17 protein-coding genes are annotated in these 18,327 nt (G+C 37.6%); 7 read left to right on the top strand and 10 right to left on the bottom strand.

Annotated elements, in window-relative coordinates; genetic code table 11:
• The first annotated feature begins 2 nt into the window (after positions 1–2).
• The 3 genes from MUB18_RS11810 (at position 3) to MUB18_RS11800 (ending at position 2,044) form a co-directional block, all read left to right on the top strand.
• On the top strand, positions 3–710 hold the full coding sequence (locus MUB18_RS11810; protein WP_248753224.1) for an FkbM family methyltransferase: 708 nt from the start codon (positions 3–5) through the stop codon (positions 708–710).
• A gap of 24 nt (positions 711–734) precedes the next feature.
• Positions 735–1,316, top strand: a complete 582-nt coding sequence (locus MUB18_RS11805) for a Crp/Fnr family transcriptional regulator (RefSeq protein WP_094772487.1) — start codon at positions 735–737, stop codon at positions 1,314–1,316.
• Positions 1,317–1,450: 134 nt separating this feature from the next.
• A complete protein-coding gene (locus MUB18_RS11800) occupies positions 1,451–2,044 on the top strand; it encodes a YceI family protein (protein WP_248753223.1) in 594 nt (197 codons plus the stop codon).
• 61 nt (positions 2,045–2,105) lie between these two features.
• Here the strand turns inward: MUB18_RS11800 and MUB18_RS11795 are convergent, their stop codons facing one another.
• From MUB18_RS11795 to MUB18_RS11780, 4 genes are all read right to left on the bottom strand, one after another.
• On the bottom strand, positions 2,106–2,894 hold the full coding sequence (locus MUB18_RS11795) for an SDR family oxidoreductase (protein ID WP_248753222.1): 789 nt from the start codon (positions 2,892–2,894) through the stop codon (positions 2,106–2,108).
• A gap of 29 nt (positions 2,895–2,923) precedes the next feature.
• On the bottom strand, positions 2,924–4,579 hold the full coding sequence (locus MUB18_RS11790; RefSeq protein ID WP_248753221.1) for an ABC1 kinase family protein: 1,656 nt from the start codon (positions 4,577–4,579) through the stop codon (positions 2,924–2,926).
• Positions 4,580–4,676: 97 nt separating this feature from the next.
• On the bottom strand, positions 4,677–5,327 hold the full coding sequence (locus MUB18_RS11785) for a hypothetical protein (RefSeq protein WP_248753220.1): 651 nt from the start codon (positions 5,325–5,327) through the stop codon (positions 4,677–4,679).
• Positions 5,317–5,823: an RNA polymerase sigma factor gene (locus MUB18_RS11780; protein ID WP_094772483.1), complete on the bottom strand. Its 507-nt coding sequence runs from the start codon at positions 5,821–5,823 to the stop codon at positions 5,317–5,319. The genes MUB18_RS11785 and MUB18_RS11780 overlap by 11 nt, the downstream gene beginning before the upstream one ends.
• Before the next feature lie 137 nt (positions 5,824–5,960).
• Between MUB18_RS11780 and MUB18_RS11775 the strand changes: the two genes are divergently transcribed.
• Entirely contained in the window at positions 5,961–6,401 is a 441-nt protein-coding gene (locus MUB18_RS11775; protein WP_248753219.1) for an acyl-CoA thioesterase, read from the top strand.
• Positions 6,402–6,451: 50 nt separating this feature from the next.
• Here the strand turns inward: MUB18_RS11775 and MUB18_RS11770 are convergent, their stop codons facing one another.
• Positions 6,452–6,895: an Hsp20/alpha crystallin family protein gene (locus MUB18_RS11770; RefSeq protein ID WP_094772482.1), complete on the bottom strand. Its 444-nt coding sequence runs from the start codon at positions 6,893–6,895 to the stop codon at positions 6,452–6,454.
• Positions 6,896–7,308: 413 nt separating this feature from the next.
• On the opposite strand from MUB18_RS11770, the gene MUB18_RS11765 reads away from it, so the two are divergent.
• Positions 7,309–8,076 carry a methyltransferase domain-containing protein gene (locus MUB18_RS11765; protein WP_248753218.1) on the top strand — a complete coding sequence of 256 codons (768 nt, stop codon included), beginning with the start codon at positions 7,309–7,311 and terminating at the stop codon, positions 8,074–8,076.
• 21 nt (positions 8,077–8,097) lie between these two features.
• Here MUB18_RS11765 and MUB18_RS11760 read toward each other — a convergent pair whose 3' ends face one another.
• Positions 8,098–8,724 carry a methyltransferase gene (locus MUB18_RS11760; protein ID WP_248753217.1) on the bottom strand — a complete coding sequence of 209 codons (627 nt, stop codon included), beginning with the start codon at positions 8,722–8,724 and terminating at the stop codon, positions 8,098–8,100.
• 403 nt (positions 8,725–9,127) lie between these two features.
• Positions 9,128–9,778 (bottom strand): DUF2625 family protein, encoded by a 651-nt coding sequence (locus MUB18_RS11755; RefSeq protein WP_248753216.1) that lies wholly within the window; start codon positions 9,776–9,778, stop codon positions 9,128–9,130.
• Between the two features lie 589 nt (positions 9,779–10,367).
• Here MUB18_RS11755 and MUB18_RS11750 point away from each other — a divergent pair.
• Complete coding sequence (locus tag MUB18_RS11750; protein ID WP_094772479.1) at positions 10,368–11,111, top strand: DUF1080 domain-containing protein; 744 nt, start codon at positions 10,368–10,370, stop codon at positions 11,109–11,111.
• 104 nt (positions 11,112–11,215) lie between these two features.
• Here MUB18_RS11750 and MUB18_RS11745 read toward each other — a convergent pair whose 3' ends face one another.
• Positions 11,216–13,672 (bottom strand): mechanosensitive ion channel family protein, encoded by a 2,457-nt coding sequence (locus tag MUB18_RS11745; protein ID WP_248753215.1) that lies wholly within the window; start codon positions 13,670–13,672, stop codon positions 11,216–11,218.
• Positions 13,673–14,024: 352 nt separating this feature from the next.
• Here MUB18_RS11745 and MUB18_RS11740 point away from each other — a divergent pair, with 352 nt between their 5' ends.
• Positions 14,025–15,002, top strand: coding sequence for a hypothetical protein (locus tag MUB18_RS11740; protein ID WP_248753214.1), 978 nt, complete (start codon positions 14,025–14,027; stop codon positions 15,000–15,002).
• 245 nt (positions 15,003–15,247) lie between these two features.
• On the opposite strand, the gene MUB18_RS11735 is transcribed toward MUB18_RS11740, so the two are convergent.
• Both MUB18_RS11735 and MUB18_RS11730 read right to left on the bottom strand, forming a co-directional pair.
• Positions 15,248–16,231 carry a DUF4973 domain-containing protein gene (locus MUB18_RS11735; RefSeq protein ID WP_248753213.1) on the bottom strand — a complete coding sequence of 328 codons (984 nt, stop codon included), beginning with the start codon at positions 16,229–16,231 and terminating at the stop codon, positions 15,248–15,250.
• A gap of 38 nt (positions 16,232–16,269) precedes the next feature.
• Complete coding sequence (locus MUB18_RS11730) at positions 16,270–18,324, bottom strand: RagB/SusD family nutrient uptake outer membrane protein (RefSeq protein ID WP_248753212.1); 2,055 nt, start codon at positions 18,322–18,324, stop codon at positions 16,270–16,272.
• Positions 18,325–18,327 lie beyond the last annotated feature (3 nt).

Here is an 18,327-nt window from a genome sequence, read left to right as displayed (position 1 = left end):
ATATGAGGCAAAGCCTGATCAATACGTTAAAGAAGCAGTATAAAATACTTTCTGGAAAAATAACATCCTTTAAAATCGAGCATAAATGCCCTCATGTATGGTACGGTAATTCGTACGGTGGATTTTACGTTAATCCCGAACTGTTAGATGCTGATTCTATAGTCTACTCGTTTGGCATAGGACAAGATACTTCTTTTGACGATACCCTGATACAAAAACACAATTGTCATGTATTTGGTTATGATCCTACCCCAAAGTCCATTGAATGGATAGCACAACGGACAGATCTTTCGCCAAAATTTCATTTTCATCCTGTTGGATTGGACAATAAAACGGGAATAACACATTTCAATCTGCCTAAAAATAAAGATCATGTATCTGGTTCTATTATCAACCATCCCAATGTCGATGAGCATAACATGGTGGAAGTACAGATGAAATCAATCGTCGATATCGCATCGGAAAATAACCATACCTATATCGATGTATTGAAAATGGATATTGAAGGATCGGAATATTGCGTGATCGATAGTATCTTAGATTCATCCATTCAAGTCAAACAAATTTTACTAGAAATACACGAACGTTTTTTTGATAATGGAATGGAGAAAACGCAATTACTATTAGATTCATTACACCGCCACGGCTACCAAATTTTTGGAGTTTCAGATACCTTAGAGGAGATTTCTTTTATAAAGGTCCTTGACTAAGCGTATCGCAGACTTAATCACTACATGGAAATTTTTAGAGCATATATTAAAAAAAGAATATCCGTAACGGATGAACAGCTGGAACAGATCACCTCCAGCTATACCTCCACTCATGTCAAGAAAAAGAGTTTTATTCTCCGTGCCGGAGAGATCTGTAATTTTGAAGGCTTTGTCAAAAAAGGTTGTTTTAAGATTTTCTACTTAACTCCTAATGGCGAAGAGCATATTTTATATTTTGCGATAGAGGAATGGTGGATTTCGGATATTGCAAGTTTCAATGAGCAAGAACCGGCTCAATTATATATTCAGGCTTTGGAGGACTCAGAAGTATTCATCATCTCCAAAGAACAAAAGGAACAGCTGTTTCTCAACTGCACGCAGGTTGAACGCCTATTTCGCATTATGGCACAGCGGTCTCAGGTAGCTTCTCAGCATCGCATCATCGCAGCACTGGGATTTACAGCGCAAGAGCGGTATCTGGATTTTATAAAGCGCTACCCGAAAATATATCCCAGAATTTCTAACTTGCAGTTGGCATCGTATATTGGTGTGACCCAAGAGTTCCTAAGTCGATTGAAAAGACAAATCCTCAAACCGGGCAAATAAAGCTATTTATTGATGTAGATCAATTTTTTAAAGCTTTCTATTGCTGATCTTTGTTGAAGTAAATCAAACAGCTGGTTTGTGGATCATAAAAACAATTTATACCACCTTGCTGTTAAATAAAGATAAAAGATAAGATGATGAATAATTTTTTCAAAATTGTAGTAGCTGCAGCCTTAATGATCAATGGCGCCGTAGCACAGGTTAAATGGACAGCAGACCCTGCACATACGAATGCCAGATTTGATGTCAACCACCTCGGTATTAGTTTTGTTGATGGTGAATTTACCAAAGTTTCGGGCACAATCGATGCTCCTAACAAAGAAAACTTTAATAATGCTAAAATAGATTTTACTATTGATGTCAACAGTATTGATACACGTGTTGATGCGCGTGACGGCCACTTGAAATCTGATGATTTTTTCAGTGCGGAAAAATACCCGACAATGAAATTGAAATCTGTTTCTTTTAAACCGGGCAAAAAAGGAAAATATGTATTAATAGCTGATCTGACCATCAGAGATGTGACGAAACAAGTGACTTTTGAGGTTACTCAAAATGGTGGAATCATTACCGATCCGTGGGGAAAAACACGTGCTGGTTTCACAGCTAAAACGACTATAAACCGTTTTGATTTTGGAATGAAATATAATGATAAATTACCTTCGGGTGTAGAAGCAGTATCTGCAAATGTAGCCATCACTGTCAACACCGAATTGGTCTTGAACTAAAAATAATTTTTTATAATAATAAAAATAGCCTTTAAGGAGTCCCTTAAAGGCTATTTTTATTTTAAAAGCCATTTAACATCCCGCCGTCTAGAGGGATATTTGATCCGGTGAGATAATTGGCATATTGAGAACAGATAAAAGCTACGAGGTAACCATACTCTTCTGGTTTACCCAATCGATTCATCGGTACTTGCTTCAACCGCAAAGCCAGAGCTTCATCGTATGAAATATCGAGACGGTCGGCATCCATCTGTGTCAACGACTGAATACGCGCGGTATCAAAAAGACCTGTCAATATGCTATTCACCGTAATATGGTCTGCTGCGACATCCTTTGCCAATGATTTACTCCAACTCATCAATGCTGTACGGACTGTATTGGACAAAACCAGATTGGACATCGGTTCTTTTACCGTCAACGAGGATACATTGATAATACGACCAAATCCCTTATTTTTCATATGGGGCAATGCTAACTCGGTGGTGTAACAATGTGTCTTAAACAACAGATCAAACGCACGCTGATAGTCTTCTAAGGATTGTGCAGCAATGGTCCCTGCTTTTGGTCCATGGGTATTATTGATTAAAATATCAACCACATGATCATTAAAGTAATGAGATATGGCGATCTTATATTCTTCGAAATTATTAAAATCAACAACAAGATAACGATGTGTCTGTCCCCTACTGCGATCTAAGGTGGCTAATGCTATTTTTAATTTATCTTCATTTCTAGCCATTAGGGTTACCGAAGCGCCATGTAAGGCGAGCTGCTGCGCAATAGCACAGCCTATTCCTCCAGAACTGGCTCCAACTAATGCTTTTTTATTTTCTAAATTGATATCTATCATATTATTTTTTCATTTCAAACTGATTTAAACTAGTCTCGATTTTTGGCACGGACCATGGCGACAAATAGGTAAATGGACAGCGAAAAAGAAGTTGCTAAAAATACCCATGCCCAGATGGGAATGCCTAAAAATTTGGGTTCGACATGTGCTATTATAACCATCCCAGCCAGCATATTGAGGGATAAAACCATAATACCGATGACGATCCGATTGACTCCCTTTCTCAATATTTGAGTAAAAGACTTGGCGCTGATCAAATGATGGTTGAGGGTAAAATTACCGAGTTTGATCTGTCTAAATAAACTTCTGAGATCGTCCGGTAGTTTTTCAATATCACGAACAAATGAAAAGGCTTTATTTTTTCCTTTTTCAAACAGGTACCTCGGATCCATCCGCTCCCGCATAATACGGTTGGCAAATGGCTTGATACTTTTCATAATATTTAGATGCGGATTGAGCTGGCGACCGATACCCTCCATCAATGATATACCACGGATTAATTGATAGATGTATTCTGGAAAATAAAGCCGGTTATCACCTATGATCGCCCATAATTTATCAAATAAAAACTCTAGACTGATATCGCCTAACGAAACATTATCAATAAGGTCAAAAATCTCATATAACGAGCGTTCAAAACGGGCACGATCGGGAATACTACTTACAATAGCAACATCTTCTATGGTGTCTGCGAGATGGACAGCATTGGAAGAAACCGCAGCTTGGATAAATTCTTCTAAGTTTTGTCGGTCGATAGACAACAATTTGCCCATATTTCCAAAATCAATAAAGGCCAGTTTTCCATTGGGGAGCACCATTAAGTTACCGGGATGAGGATCTCCATGGAAAAAACCATGTACGATCACTTGTTCCAAATAAAGATTGATACCATTATCCACGATCTCTTCCAGATCCAGGCCCATGGACTTCAATTGATCCTTATCGGTCACTTTCACACCATCTATAAACTCCATGGTCAAAATCCGATCGGAACTTATCTGAGGGTAAACTTTGGGTACAGTAATTTTATCATTGCCCTTAAAATTTTTAGCAAATCGTTCGATATTATACCGCTCATTCAATAAAGAAATCTCCTGTATTAAAGTCGCAGCAAAGGAATCAACGATCAAAGGTAAGTTGAGATTATGTAGCGGTTCACTGTACCCCACTAATATGCGGGCGATATCACGCATGAGGGACAAGTCTGTTTTTAAGACTTCATCAACCTGAGGTCTTCTCACTTTTACCACCACATCTTGACCGTCGATCAGTTTTGCCCTGTAGACTTGAGAAATAGATGCCGCAGCAAAGGGTTCTGGCTCTATAGTCGAAAAATGTTCATCAAAATTGATTTCCAGTTCTTCTTCTATATAGCTTCTGATATCTATGGTAAAGGGGTCGACACGATCTTCTAAGAATCGCAATTCTTCGATCAGTTCTTGAGGTAATAGCCCTTCTCGTGTGGAGGCAGATTGGCCCAATTTAACAAATGCAGGGCCCAATTCTTCTAAAGCCATACGAATTCGTCTATAAACCGAGATGTTTGTGACATCTATCCCGATTTCTAAGGAAGTTTTATTGGTATTCCAAGGAAGTCTATTTAATATATCACGAAAGCCATATTTCGCTAGCACGCTAATAATATGGGAACTTCGTTGTAATTTCTTAGCTGAATTCTGCATCATAAAACCATCTTCGATAATTTCTTCAAGTTACAAAAACCCTGCCTACATATCTAATTTATTGCAACATGATCAGTCATCAACGTGTTAAAAGTATTTTTTAAAGATCCACCTCTTCTTCCAAAGCATCTATATTATTTTTGATCATCTTTAAATATTTAGCATAATAATAGTAACTCATAGACTCAATGCAAATAACTAAAGAAACTAAACCTGCAAAAATCCCTAGCACCAAGAAAATAATAAAGGACGAATCATTTTTCCAGGTTTCTCCGAAATGATAAATCTTATCCACCCACTCTGCAGAGTGACCGAGCGAGAAAAAAATAAAACAGATCAGGAGACCCTGCGGCAATAACAAGTAGGATGACATCTTGTAGGTTTCGATAGAAAACTTTAAATCGTAATATAATTTCAGCAAATTTTCCCGAGAGCTCAACAGTTCAAACTGTTTGGTCGATTTATAGAAATAGAAAAACTTTTTATAATAAAACATACTGGATAGACACATCTGAAATAAGATGCAATAGTAGGCGACCTTCACATATCCTGTAATCTGGTACACTTCTAAATTGGGTAATACCAATAAAAAAATAATCGCACATAGCCAGGATATAAATTCCGTCTTTATATTCTTCCTTAATTTCACAAGTATACTTCCCACTGATTTATAGTGACTAAGATTGGGATCAACCTCGAAATTATTTTCAGTTTGATTATTCCATTGTTCTTTTAATTCATCAAAATTCATAACCTTGTGTTTTAATAATCTGTTGCAACTTTTCTTTTGTTCTATTCAATTTTACACGCGCATTGACTTCAGAGATACCGAGATTGACAGCGATCTCACGATGGCTTTGCCCCTCCAAAAATAGAAAAATCAATGCTTTTTCTACGGGATTGATATGCTGCACAGCCTGATAAAAATAACGCAGCTGCTCTTCCTTTCTTTCTGTATCAAACTCTTCTTCCACATCAATATCCAAAGTCAACTCGTGCTGATCTGGTCTTCTTTTTTCTTTCTTGAAGTACATGAGGGCGGTATTGATAGCGACACGATATAACCAGGTCGAGAACAAGCTTTCTTGTCGAAAAGAACCATATGATCGCCATAATTGCATCACAATTTCTTGAAATAAATCTTGCTGATCCTCCAAATTGTCCATATACATACGCGACACTTTGATGATAGCACCTTTATTTTTTTCTATTTGTTTCAAAAATTGTTGTTCGTCTGGCTTTACCATTAACTATTTAGACTCTTTGCCTTAAAAAAATATACTATACAGGATTAGTGCAGCATTTTGTTAAATGTTACAATACAGCTATGAAAATAATATTATTTTATTCACTACTTTAGTTTAAATCAAAAAAATATCATCATATGGATAAAGTATTTTTTAGAGGTCAGGTACTATGGGCCCAAATCGATCCAAATCGACATTTACGCCATTCTGCTTATGCAGATTTTTGTGCTCAAGCGAGAAGCAATATGCTAAACGGGATCGGATTATCGCTTAATCAATTTGCTATCCATCAAATCGGCCCCATTTTATTTAGAGAAGAACTACTTTATCATAGAGAAATTCATCTTGACGAGGAGATCTATGTTGAAGTGGAATTGACGCAATATAATGTAACGAACAGTCGCTTTTCATTCCGACATGTTGTATTTAAAGCCGATGGCACCAAAAGTGCTACCGTAATTGTGGATGGGGCCTGGTTAGATTTAGAAAAAAGAAAGTTAACCCCAATCCCAAATGAATGGAGCAATTTTATCAAGAAAATACCAAAGTCGGACGATTACGTAGAAATAAACGCATAAAAAAAAGCTTGCAGAAATCATCCTGCAAGCTTTTTTTTAATAAACACCTATTACTTAACTTCTATTAACCGTTTTGCTACAATTGAATCTTCTTTTTTACCTACTGTCACTACGAGTACACCGTCTTCATACAGCGCATCAATATTACTGTGATCTACGGTTTCAGGCAATGCAAACGATCTTGAAAAAGAGGTATAATTAAACTCTCTTTTACTAAATAATTTCTCATCACTTACTGATTCTTCTTTTTTATCTGCAGAAATGGTGATAATTTTTTTATCCACATTGATCTTAAAATCTGACTTCGACAGTCCTGGAGCTGCTAGTTCAATACGAAACGCTTTTTCTGTTTCAGAAATATTAACCGCAGGAACGCGAGAGATTAATCGATCTGAAATAAAAGAATCATTAAACAAATTATCAAATACTGTACTTACAAATGGATTTACAGAATCTGTATTCAAACTTTTTGTTGGAAATTTAATTAATGCCATTTTTTTATCCTCCTTTTATTAGTTATGTATTATTTTTTTTTATATCAATTTATAAGCATATTTCAATTCCCATACCAAATTATAAAAACAACCCAATGTGGACAAAATGTCTTAAAAATATTTTCTAAAAAGACATTTTGTCATTTCATTATATTCCTAAAAATGACAACAACCTACTAATCAATCGCCTCACTATATATATAAAGCATTTCTTTCATGCTTGCGAGCAACGATCTTATGTTTATTGTAATGGAAATAGTATTGCGGAACAAACAAAAATTGATTTTCAAACTTATAATGGAAGTGGTACACATATGAGGAAATAATGATGGTATGATGAATTCTTAGATCTGGAAAACCCTCCCTTATTTTATCAAGGTATCCGTACATTGGTCAAAAATAATTTGCAAAACATGAACTGGAATCCCGAAATTTATAATCAGTTTAAAGATATCCGATATCAACCTTTCTATGATTTAATTGCTTTCATTACCCCAGAGCAACAACAACAGGCGATCGATATCGGTTGCGGTACCGGCGAACAGACTTCTATTTTAGCAAGCAAGCTTAAAACGGCACAATTTACAGGTGTTGATTCTTCTGAAGCTATGCTTGCTGAGTCGAAACAATTTGTGCACGACAGATTATCCTTTAAAGAGGCTGCGACCGAAGATGTTGTGGACAGTAAGGAAAAATGGGACTTGATATTCAGCAATGCTGCTTTACAATGGTCCGATCAGCATGATGTACTATTTCCAAAGCTGATAGCGCTACTGAATCCGCACGGTCAAATAGCTATTCAAATGCCCATGCAATCGGATAACGTCTTAAATCAAATCTTATTGAAACTGGTCGATGAAGAGCCTTTTAAAAGTTACTTACAGAGCTGGAAAAGAGAATCGCCGATGCTGAGCATCGATGAATACGCCACGATCATGTTTCATGGCGGACTGACCCACATGCAGATCATTCAAAAGGTCTACCCAATCCTAGCAGAACATGCACAAGATCTATTGGACTTTATATCTGGATCTGCCTTAATTCCTTATATGGATCGATTGCAGGGCGATCAAAAGGAAGAATTTATTGCTGAATATAAAAAACGTATTGAACTAAAATTTTCTCAATTTCCTGCTATGTATGCTTTTAAGCGACTTTTACTGTATGGGAGAAAACCATAATCCAATGATGCTATTCACGGATTATCTTTTCAAAAAATTAATAAAAACCTCTTTACCTGCTCTGGGTTTTATACTATTATAGCACTTTTCCATGGTCTGTAATATAAAGTGAGGAGCAAATAGTCTTTGATAGGATACAAGATCTCCGCCAAATGGAGGACCTGGATTTGCAAATAATTGATCAAAAAGTACACCGACGAGCCTACCATCTGGCTTGAGCAAGGAGGATACTTTTTGTACATAGTCGGCACGCCGATCTGGCGCAATAGCACAAAAAAAGGTTTGTTCCAACAACAGGTCATATTGCCCTTCATGTTCAAAAAAATCTGTGCAGACCACGTTTACTGTTGCATGATCTGCAAATTTAGCAGCGACCCTTTTGATTGCCTCAGGAGCAAAATCAATTAAAGTGATATGCTTAAAACCATGCTCAAGTAGATATGCGGCTTCGTACGCATTGCCACAGCCTGCAATCAGGATCTGAGCATCTTTATTTGGATACTGGTCCATATAGGCACATATCGCTGGAGAAGCATATCCAATATCCCAACCGATTTGATTGTCTTGCCATTTTGAATTCCAATATGCTGGGTCTAAAGTCCAATTCAACTGTTGATCCACCGAGGGATTTTCTATTTTTTTATTCATAAATATTACTACGCTGAATAGATCTAAAATACGACATGATCGCGATATATCAATTAAAATAATTAGAAACGCCTATCAAGATAAAAGTAGCAGGATAAAAAAAAATAAAAAAAACTTTTGCTTAGTGTAAAAATAACACTATATTTGTATCATCATAATTTAGGTTTATAATTGGTTATAAAGGTTTTCATTCTCCCCGTTTGAAAACCTTTTGTTTTTTCATATAAATCCATTTTTTTGCACCTTAACACATCATTTACTCCTTGCCAAGACAACTCAATCTTTTAAAAGGCCTCGATATATTTTAGAAAAAAAAATGGTCATCCAACAATCATCTACGATTTGAAAATTAGGGGAGTTATTGCTGTCTGGAATTAAAATTGAAAAAACCTTTTGCTGTACATTATATTGCTTGCAATGCGAGCTTGACCTGATGCTCTGTGGGAACCAATTTTCTCTGGCTGGACTGCGCACTGGTTTGCTCCTCCGCGGTCAAATGTGCATAGACTTGATCTCCATTAACGTTGGCAATATCCTGCTTCCATGACTCCCATTTGTAGCCTTGATAAAATAAATCCAGATCACCATTTAAAGACCAGTTGACAAAGTCCGCATAACCGCAAGCTAAGCTTTCCCAAGTGGAAGTGTGGGGAGCAAAATAATATATTTTACCTATATCATCGCCCAGCTCACCTGCATTGATGGCATAATATCCTCCGATAATATCATCTGCAATGAATAGGTAGCCGCCCTTTTCTCCTTCGTTGACATATGTTTTTCCTTTATTCCATTCCATAATACCTCTATTGAGTTTAGTGGAACCTGAACCTAAAATCCGTAACCAACCATGGTCAATAAGGATCCCTCCTGTCTCAAATACGATGGCACCAACTGGAGACTTCGTGGATATCTGCAAGCGTAACAATTCCTCATCGGCACGTTTTGGATTTTTTGGCAAAATCTCAAAGTTATTCTTCGATCCTTTCATCCACGTTTTTACCAATCCCCAACCAAACTCTTCCTTATTTATTAAATCTTTTAACGTCTTCATCATCCATATTCTTTAAACCAATCCCTATCTACCCATATCACTTACCTCCTACTATGCCTTTTAAAACTGTAAATTGAACGAACTCATTTACCGCAGGAATTAAAAAAACCGATGTAGCGATCTGTATTCAGTAATACAAAGAAATAAAAAAGAAACGAATATCACGGTAAAACATGGTTATAAATAGATTATTAGCTGCTTCTGGACGTTTAAAACCACAATTTAAGAGGGATGACAAATCTTTTTTAAAAAAATATTAAAAAAGATTTGACTTAGTGTATAAATAACACTATATTTGTATCATCATAATTTAGGTTTATAATTGGTTATAAAGGTTTTCATTCTCCCCGTTTGAAAACCTTTTGTTTTTTCACCTAACTCGCACATAACAACCTGAAAATCAAATAACATTAACATTTTACAATTTTAGCGAGAATGCTTTTTGACGTGCACCGATGATGGGACTATCTTTCTGACATTTAGAAAAAAGAAGAGTTTATTTAACATGGATGTCTTTAAACTCTCGATTTATTGAACTTTTCAATTTTTATCTCCGAATACCTATATTTACGTTAAATCAATCTATAACAGTATGAACAAGATATTCCAGATCAGCGGTATTTTTTGCTTGAGTTTAATGAGTACATTAACGTACGCTCAAACCAAATTTCAACCTGAAGATACCGAATTTTACACGCCTACGCTACGCACGGTCACGACTGCTGCTAATCAAGCCCCTTCAGATGCTATTGTTCTTTTCGATGGCGCTAACCTGAACCAATGGGTGAGTTCTAAAAATACAAGTCAACAGGCACCTTGGCAAGTCAAAAATGGGGTTTTGATATCTACTCCACATACGGGAGATATCCAGACCAAACAGAACTTTGAAGATTTTCAATTACATGTCGAATGGAAAAGCCCAGAAGTAATTAAAGGCCAAGGGCAAGGACGTGGAAATAGTGGTATATTTTTACAGGGTCATTATGAAATTCAAGTTTTGGACAATAACAACAATCCTACTTACGTCAATGGTCAGGCGGGCTCCGTTTACAAGCAACAACCTCCTCTTGTGACTGCTGTCAAACCGGCTGGCGAATGGCATACGTATGATATCTTATATACCGCTCCTCGTTTTAATACGGATGGTGTTCTGATCAAGAAGGGTATGGTGACATTGCTACATAACGGAGTTGTAGTACAATATAATACACAGATCGAGGGTACTACAGAATATATCGGCATGCCAAAAAGGTTGGTGCATGGTCCAGGTCCAATTGTACTACAAGATCACGGTGATCTCGTCAACTTTAGAAACATATGGATCAGACCGCTCTAATGGTCAAGAAATAATTGCACAAAAAGAGTTGCGTTTCATACATGCAGCTCTTTTTTTTTACATACAGTGAGATCATTGCTATCTTTCATTTTGTGATCAGAATTTCATGATGACGGATTTTTCAAATAAATATCTTGTGCAGGGACCGCTAAATGTATTCCATTTGCTTGAAAAATCTTGTTGATAGTAGCAATCAAATTACTTTTCACCTGTCCCGAATCTTTTATCGTTTTCACCCAAAAATAGATTTCCAAGGCAACAAATTGGGCAGAAACTTCTCCGAACTGTATGTCTGGCGCAGGATTTTTTAAGATCTGGTCATCTAGCTCCATACTATCTAATAATAATGTCCTGACCTTTTCCAAGTCTGTCCCATATTGCACTTCCACCCGTATATGAACACGCTTCCTCATGCCACCCAGTGTCCAGTTGATCACATGAGAATTTAATAAGTCTCCATTGGGCATGATGAGGTCTGCGCCATCGGCCGTGGCAATGACACTGCTTCTAAACCCGATCGACTTGACCTTACCTGACTGTCCGCTAATTTCGATCAGATCATCGACATTCACTGGTTTTTCAAAAGCAATAATAAGACCGCTCACTAAATTGTTAACAAGTGTTTGCAGTCCAAATCCAACACCGACTCCTAGTGCGCCGATAATCAACGTAATTTGCTGCACAGGTATGCCAACTGCAGCAAAAGCCAAGAAAAGTCCCAATACGATGATACTGATCCTAACCAAGAGGATCCAGCTTCCGATATGAAACTTGTTTTCCTTTCTTTCATCGTGGTTTCTCCACTGTGGATCTGAGGCAAAAAAAGAAACCACTTTTGAAAGCATGGTTGCACTGAACATAATCAAAAAGAAAATGAGGATATTATATAGAGAAAATGTATAACTCCCTAATTGATGCTCACTATAAAATAATTCATTAAATGGTTCAGCAAGTAATTTGAATTCATAAAAATTGCGTCCAAACAATATAAACCAACCTGCTATCAGGATGGTATAAAAAAATACGGGAGCCCGTTTCCCTACCCTATTATAATTGATATAGAATAATCTTCTTTCTTGCTTTTTATAGATCATAGAAGCATAGGTTAATCCTTCGTTTACTAAACGTATCACCCAAAGAAAAACAATGGCAACTACGACATTCAGTAAACCAGAAACCATCAAGACCTTCGCAATATTAAGCCGACCAAAAATATTTAAAGCAATTGACATCACCTCCATAATCACCATCAAACAGATGGGAAACAAAATCCATTGCTCCTGAAGTGTGCGATGTTGTTTTTTAAAAAACAGTGCCAATACGCCTATCAGAGTACCAAATACGGCTATGATGATCATTCCCCAACGTTCCGGACGAGAGACCTGTAAGATAAAATTATCCATTGCTGCCAATAAATAGAGGGTCAATATCGATAACCAGATGACCATCCAATATTTTGAGATATGATGACGAAAAATAATAGTGATCAATAAAGCGGTAGTAAACAAAATAATGGTTGAAAACACAAAGGGCGGATCGGTAAATAAAAATTGCCCTATGGCTAAAGCGATAGCAGTTCCCGAACAAATTGGAGCACTTAGCAACATACTATTTCCAGCATCAGCACCACTTTGCTCTCTTATTCCATTTTTTAATGAAAATAAGTATAAAATCACCATTCCAATACTGATGAATAAAACCATAAGCTTTCCCCAATTTGCTTTTATATAATAAGCCATGAGCAGCTTTGCTTTCAGGATGGAAAAATGAAATATTTCTTCGAGAGGACGATCGTACTTACTTTTTTCCCAAAGGGAAGCAAATTCTTTGGCAAAACTTTTATCTGAAATCTGCTGCTGATAATAACGAATTTCATCCATATCTGTTTCCAATTTCAGAAGTTCGAGATTGACAAGGTTTTGTACGATCTGTATTCCATTAATATTTTGACTGAGCTTTTCGTTAACAGGCGATATTTCTTTAGCCAATATCTTAAGTCTGCTCAAATACAAACTTAACTCCAAGGAATCGTGGGATAGGGTGAATAACGATTTGTCATTAGTCAGCGAGTCGATCTGTAATCGATAATTGACTAACTGTGATTGATAATGATCTACATTTCGCTTATAACCTTTAACTTCCATTTGCAACGCATTTAATATATTAAAAGTCGTTGTTAAATTTCGAGAGGTTTGTGAGGAACCTTTATTTTCAAACACCCCATCTTGAGATAATTTGTGCCAAGCGGCAATCTGATCCAATTCCAACTTTAGAGAAACGGTATCAAATCCCTTTTTCAAAAATGCGCCAGCCTGCCTCGAAATAATTTTGATTTCTTCAAAAATCTTATTCTGCCTAATGATTGCTCGATCTTGTTCCAGATCTATCAAGCTTTTCTTTGAAGATTCTTTAAAAAAGGTTCCCATCTGGGTCACAAAATCTGCCTTTAACGTATCTCGTCTTATATGCATACTGTCCTGACCTCTTACCAGAGAGATTGGTGATAAAAAAAAGAAGCCTAAAAAAACAAGATAACAATAGGATGCAAATATTTTTTTCATGAGGGGACATTTAGGTAACAGATTTCAGTATTTGGTGACGATGATCCGCAATCGGACTAAATAAAACTAAGAAATATTTTTCAGATTATTAAAGATAGCAATCGCATTCTACTGTCTTTTCTAACGCTGATACTTGATATTGTGACCAGTAATTATCGGGACAGTTTTTTATTTCACAAAAAAATATCACTAGATTTATAATCTATTATCATAGATATATGTTTCGAAAAGTTGTAATGACAATATTGATTTTGAATGCCAGAAATTATTTTTATGATATAAAATGATACGATCTATATATGACTAAAGAAGTACTTTACCAAAAAATAAACCTAACTAAAATATAATCCTTATGAAAATTCTGAAAACGGTATTAAAAATATCAGTTTCCTGTTGTTTAATATTCAGCACACATGCTGCATCGGCACAATTTGGTGGCTTACTCAATAAAGTAAGTAAGGCTGCAACGAGCAAGGGAGCGCAAGTTTTAGGTTTGGATAAACTCTTAAAGGAACCAGAAGCGATCACGACAAATTTTGAAGATGTGGACCGAAAGGGAGAACAGATGCCAGATTTTCAACAAGATGCGATATACAAACCTTTACAGAAACTATCCCGTAATGGGAAGGATGGTTTTATCCTACAGGCAGGTCATTATGAGATGACCAACAAAAGTTATTGTCTGAAAGCTGGTACGCACGCCCCATCATCAGGTGATGGTTACATGTATGCTCCTACATTAGGCAAAAAAAGAGATGTCGTGGTGGCGATACTCAAAAGTGCAGAACAACACCCTGAGGTTGAGCAAAGTGATATTCAAATGCTTTTATGGACCATCATTGCACGAACTAAATTTATTGACTATGCAGGATCTGTCAAGGAAACTGCCTTAATCTTGCTCACACCAAAACAGTTACTGCAACTGGAGGGAGGTGCATTGGGGATTTTACCTTTTGATGCTATGCAAGCTGCAAAAGATCAATTACCAGCATCGCTACGTGCCGTCTTTGAAGCAGAAAATAACATCAGAAATCTCGTATCTTCTGGCAATTACTCTTATGAAGAGTTTGAGCAGTATGCAATTTTGGCGGGTATGGCTCCTCCAAGAACAGATACGCCAAGCGGAATTTGGACTTTACATCCAGATGGTTACTATATTCGATATTTCCCGAGTGGTTACAGTGTAACACGTATTCAAATTTATGTGCCGGAAGGATTGATAAAGGAAGGTCAAACATTAATCTATGACGCAACGGATGATATCTCTTGTCCTGCCAATAATGGTTCACAGCGTCTGGCACAGACAAACGAACCGATCCTAAATCGATAGCGCATATTCGAGCAAGTTTTAAGCACATGTTTAAAAACTTCATGTTTTTGATTAAAAAATCCATTCCATTTTCACCAGGCCACTACTATTCAGATCTAGTCAAGTGGTAGCCTGGTGAAATCTATAGGCTCCTATCAGAACTGATCGCGAACCTGAAACAAAAAATGCGAAGCTTTTACACTCCGCATTCCCTACAAACTAAATCACCAAAATCTTTTTCCCCTTGACCCGTCTAGTCTTTCTTTTTACCATTCGATTGACTGATCTTCGTCAGGAATCTCGGTATTCAATCGGCGCTGTAAAATCAATGAACCCGTTACTTTATATTTAATATCAACATTTGGAACCATGGTATAATCGGTAAATTGATAGTCGATATTATTGATGGCGATGTAGCGATGCAATAGATAAGGGCGTACCGCATCCTTCTGTTCTGAAATCGTATAGCTAGCATCTTTATTCACTTTAAAATTGATATTGGGATTATCAGCATGAAAGCTCACCCCACCAGTTTCATTAAAAGTGGCATAAATTTTATATTTACCCCGATCTTGTCGTTCCTCATCGATATTTCCTGCGTAAAAGAAAATGGTATTTTCATCAACTACATAACTGCGAATTTCACTTTTAACGATTGGCGTTTCATTTTCATAGCCCTCCATATTTGTTTTTAATGCAGTTCCGCTATAAGTTCCTGAGTAATTGTTAAAGGGGTAGATCCGCAATAAGGCTTTTCGGTAGTGCTTTCTTGGATTAACTTGATAACTGTTGGAGGGATCATCCACGATGGTTAGCGGGAGCACCCATTTATCGACCATATCAATATTCTTGAGCGTAAAGTCGATCGGCATTAAAGCAGTGCTTTCACCTGATTTTATATGGACTGTTGGAGCCATGGAAAAGTATTGACTGGTGAGCTCGCGATAATAAAAATCCGCTCTATTTTGAAAGCGTTCATAATTTAGCACTTTCAATGTATCGGTATCTACACGAATTTGAACGGTCATATTTTGATCATTGATGGTCGATCCACTAACGATCATCGGCAACATGAAAGTCGTCTTCTGATCTCCTTTATACCGCACATAGATATTAGAGACACCTTCACTTGTCAAAGGGGCCTTAAATGAAACAAAATTTTCAAATTGTTCATCTTTCCACTCATCATTGCATCGGCTAAATACGAGCAGTATAGCGAGTAGCAAGAGTTGTATATATATTTTCTTCATGGGACAATTTATTTTTATAAGTTCAAGCTCATCTATCTTTAATCATTGTAAGTCCAACCCGGATTTTGTGTGAGTCGTTTGTTACGTTTCAGTTCACTGTGACTGATCGGCCAAAACCACATTTTATCGGCAAAGGTTGTTTTAAGTGTCCAAACGGCTACGGGTCTATGAAAGAGGTCCCGTTCCTGAGCATTCATCAAGATGTTGCAGCCATAAATAGGTAAAGCTTCTTCAATCGGCGCATCCATCCATCGACGGAGATCGTAGTAGCGCTGGCCCTCTCCCATCAATTCAATAAAACGTTCCCGCTTTAGTGCTTTTCTTAACTCCACTTTGCTGCTATATACCGGAGCGGGATAATCAGGGACACCACCCCGAATTCGAACCGGATGAATACCGCGCTGCATCTGGCTGATATCCCGACTGATCGCATACGTTGCACCTCGCCATGATGGAATATTGTAGGAACCACTGAGTTCATTTAACGCCTCAGCATAGCCCAACAAAATATCCGCGTAACGAATGGCCGGTTCGGCTTTTGAAATGACACGGGCTGCACTTCCACCTTCGTAGGTATCACTAGGATGAACAAATTTTTTCACTCCAAAACCCGTTCTTAACCAATAGGCATTGGAAGAATTGAATCCATTGCCCTTGGTATCATCACGATAATAAAATACTTGCTGATTGCGGTTGCGTTCCAAGGTTTCATTGAGCAAGGTCCAGAAGCTACCATTGTAAGCAACAGAAGCATAGAAGCGTGGCTCTCTATTGGCATATTGTAACGAAACTCCTTCTCTCAAGGGCTTATATTTCCCTGATTTATAGTCATCAGCTGATACATAACCGCTTAAACGATTTGATCCATTACCACGTCCGATCTCAATATCTTTACCGGGAGCGTCTTTCCCATCATTCATATAATAGGCATCGACAAGCTTTTGCGTGAGCCCATGGGTATTCCATCCGGTTGCAGAACGCGGCAACTGATGGATGACCATAGCTGCAATACTCTCACCGTCTTGATTGTTACCTCTTGTGAAGATCAGTTCCGGATTTCCGGAGGCTTGCAGGGTACCGTCAAACACTTGCGCATAGGATTTGGCGGGATCGATATTTGCCCAACCTTCTGGCCAATTTTTTTCTGAAAAATTATTGTCTTTGGGTGGTACAACGGTTGCATCGTCGCCAGTTTGTTGAATCGGAACCCAATACAGTCTATATACGCCCAGCTCAATGACATCTCTAGCTGCGGCTGCAGCCTTTGCCCATTTTTCTTCTTGATAATCAGCTGACAGCAACTTTTTGCCCGTGTCATCGATTAATCTGGATGCAAAACTTGATGTGTTTCCATTTGCTAACGGACTGGCAGCATAGAGCAAGACTTTGGCACGTGTGGCCAATGCTGCCCCGCAACTCGGACGAGCGGAACCATCTTGACCACGATTCATGCCCAATTTTTCCATTTCTTTTGCAGCAAGCAATAGCTCATCTGCGATGAATGTCGCACACTCTTCATAAGTACTGCGTGCTGTAGCAATCTGGTCATAGCTTTCTGTATAATCGATTCCTTGATCGGGCAATAAGGGAATGGGACCATATTTGCGTAAGAGCAGCCAATACAGATAGGCTCTGCCAAAACGAGCTTGGCCCCGATAATCCTCAATCTCGGCTGCAGTCATCTCTGTATTCATATATACATGATGAATAAAGGTAGTTGCATTGCGAATACCTCGATAACACTGGGTCCAACTGCTTTGTTTATCATTTTCAGTATAAAGCCCCATTTTGAACATGTTATAAGAAAGCTCGTTCTTTGAAGGGTCAAAATCCCGATCCCGATCACCATAGTACATATCATCGGCAAAATTATGCGGTGTCAGTCCTTTACTGGCAACATCAACATTCTCACCCTTTAATTCTTCAAAAACGTGCGCTAACCATTCTTCTGTATAAACTTTACTTTTAAAGACTTTTTCAATCGTGATCCGATCTTTGAAGTATTGATCAGATTCGAGGTAATTTTTTTTACAGGAGGAAATTATACTGGTGCATAGCACCAATAATACCATGGAATATATCTTCTTTTGCATTTC

This window comes from Sphingobacterium sp. PCS056, from assembly GCF_023273895.1.
Lineage (GTDB): Bacteria > Bacteroidota > Bacteroidia > Sphingobacteriales > Sphingobacteriaceae > Sphingobacterium.
Note: the sequence above shows the minus strand (reverse complement) of the source record. Positions and strands in the feature narration are given on the sequence as shown.

What these genes read in the sequence shown, in the direction of transcription:
- MUB18_RS11810 (WP_248753224.1), top strand. Translation starts at nt 3, where the DNA reads ATGAGGCAAAGCCTGATCAATACGTTAAAGAAGCAGTATAAAATACTT.
- MUB18_RS11805 (WP_094772487.1), top strand. Translation starts at nt 735, where the DNA reads ATGGAAATTTTTAGAGCATATATTAAAAAAAGAATATCCGTAACGGAT.
- MUB18_RS11800 (WP_248753223.1), top strand. Translation starts at nt 1,451, where the DNA reads ATGATGAATAATTTTTTCAAAATTGTAGTAGCTGCAGCCTTAATGATC.
- MUB18_RS11795 (WP_248753222.1), bottom strand. Translation starts at nt 2,894, where the DNA reads ATGATAGATATCAATTTAGAAAATAAAAAAGCATTAGTTGGAGCCAGT.
- MUB18_RS11790 (WP_248753221.1), bottom strand. Translation starts at nt 4,579, where the DNA reads ATGATGCAGAATTCAGCTAAGAAATTACAACGAAGTTCCCATATTATT.
- MUB18_RS11785 (WP_248753220.1), bottom strand. Translation starts at nt 5,327, where the DNA reads ATGAATTTTGATGAATTAAAAGAACAATGGAATAATCAAACTGAAAAT.
- MUB18_RS11780 (WP_094772483.1), bottom strand. Translation starts at nt 5,823, where the DNA reads ATGGTAAAGCCAGACGAACAACAATTTTTGAAACAAATAGAAAAAAAT.
- MUB18_RS11775 (WP_248753219.1), top strand. Translation starts at nt 5,961, where the DNA reads ATGGATAAAGTATTTTTTAGAGGTCAGGTACTATGGGCCCAAATCGAT.
- MUB18_RS11770 (WP_094772482.1), bottom strand. Translation starts at nt 6,895, where the DNA reads ATGGCATTAATTAAATTTCCAACAAAAAGTTTGAATACAGATTCTGTA.
- MUB18_RS11765 (WP_248753218.1), top strand. Translation starts at nt 7,309, where the DNA reads ATGAACTGGAATCCCGAAATTTATAATCAGTTTAAAGATATCCGATAT.
- MUB18_RS11760 (WP_248753217.1), bottom strand. Translation starts at nt 8,724, where the DNA reads ATGAATAAAAAAATAGAAAATCCCTCGGTGGATCAACAGTTGAATTGG.
- MUB18_RS11755 (WP_248753216.1), bottom strand. Translation starts at nt 9,778, where the DNA reads ATGATGAAGACGTTAAAAGATTTAATAAATAAGGAAGAGTTTGGTTGG.
- MUB18_RS11750 (WP_094772479.1), top strand. Translation starts at nt 10,368, where the DNA reads ATGAACAAGATATTCCAGATCAGCGGTATTTTTTGCTTGAGTTTAATG.
- MUB18_RS11745 (WP_248753215.1), bottom strand. Translation starts at nt 13,672, where the DNA reads ATGAAAAAAATATTTGCATCCTATTGTTATCTTGTTTTTTTAGGCTTC.
- MUB18_RS11740 (WP_248753214.1), top strand. Translation starts at nt 14,025, where the DNA reads ATGAAAATTCTGAAAACGGTATTAAAAATATCAGTTTCCTGTTGTTTA.
- MUB18_RS11735 (WP_248753213.1), bottom strand. Translation starts at nt 16,231, where the DNA reads ATGAAGAAAATATATATACAACTCTTGCTACTCGCTATACTGCTCGTA.
- MUB18_RS11730 (WP_248753212.1), bottom strand. Translation starts at nt 18,324, where the DNA reads ATGCAAAAGAAGATATATTCCATGGTATTATTGGTGCTATGCACCAGT.